Genomic DNA, 811 nt, shown 5'->3' on the forward strand with positions numbered 1-811 from the left:
GGCTTCCATGACATTGGTGAGAGCTATTGCCTCTTATTTGGTGGATTTTTACAATCCTCCAGGAAGTTCCAAGCAAGAGCAGGAAGCAAGACGTGAGCATGGCCGTTATCCAGCCTTTTCTGAGATTGGGAAACTCATCAAACTCTTATCAAAGGGAGACAATCAGGACAAAAGTGTTCTTGAAGTCCTGTTTGAAGATTATGCTAAAAAATATGGTCACGAAAACTTTACCATGCGAAACTGGGCGGATTTCCAAAACTATAAGGATAAGACCTTGGATTCGGTGATTGCGGTCACAACAGCTAAATTTGCCCTTTTTAATATCCAATCGGTGATTGATTTGACGCAAAGAGACACTATGGATTTGAAAACGTGGGGCACTCAAAAGACCATGGTCTATCTTGTTATTCCAGACAATGATACGACCTTTCGTTTCCTATCTGCTTTATTTTTCTCTACGGTTTTCTCCACTTTGACCAGACAGGCTGATGTTGACTTTAAAGGGCAACTGCCGATTCATGTTAGAAGCTATCTGGATGAGTTTGCGAATGTCGGAGAAATCCCAGACTTCGCCGAACAAACATCAACAGTTCGCTCTAGGAACATGAGTTTAGTTCCAATCTTACAAAATATTGCCCAACTTCAAGGACTATATAAGGAAAAAGAGGCATGGAAAACCATATTAGGGAACTGCGACAGTCTCTTATATTTGGGTGGGAATGATGAGGAAACCTTTAAGTTCATGAGTGGACTTCTAGGCAAACAAACTATCGATGTCAGAAGTACCAGTCGTTCATTTGGTCAGACTGGC

The 811-nt window shown here is 41.6% G+C and carries 1 protein-coding gene; it reads left to right on the plus strand.

Annotation, left to right across the window (positions count from 1 at the left end; genetic code table 11):
- Nucleotides 1–811 (plus strand): type IV secretory system conjugative DNA transfer family protein (locus ACQRDX_RS09375; RefSeq protein ID WP_427896629.1); only part of this gene is annotated, 811 nt, incomplete at both ends.

Source organism: Streptococcus sp. SGI.013 (assembly GCF_050315295.1).
Classification (GTDB): Bacteria; Bacillota; Bacilli; order Lactobacillales; family Streptococcaceae; genus Streptococcus; species Streptococcus porcorum.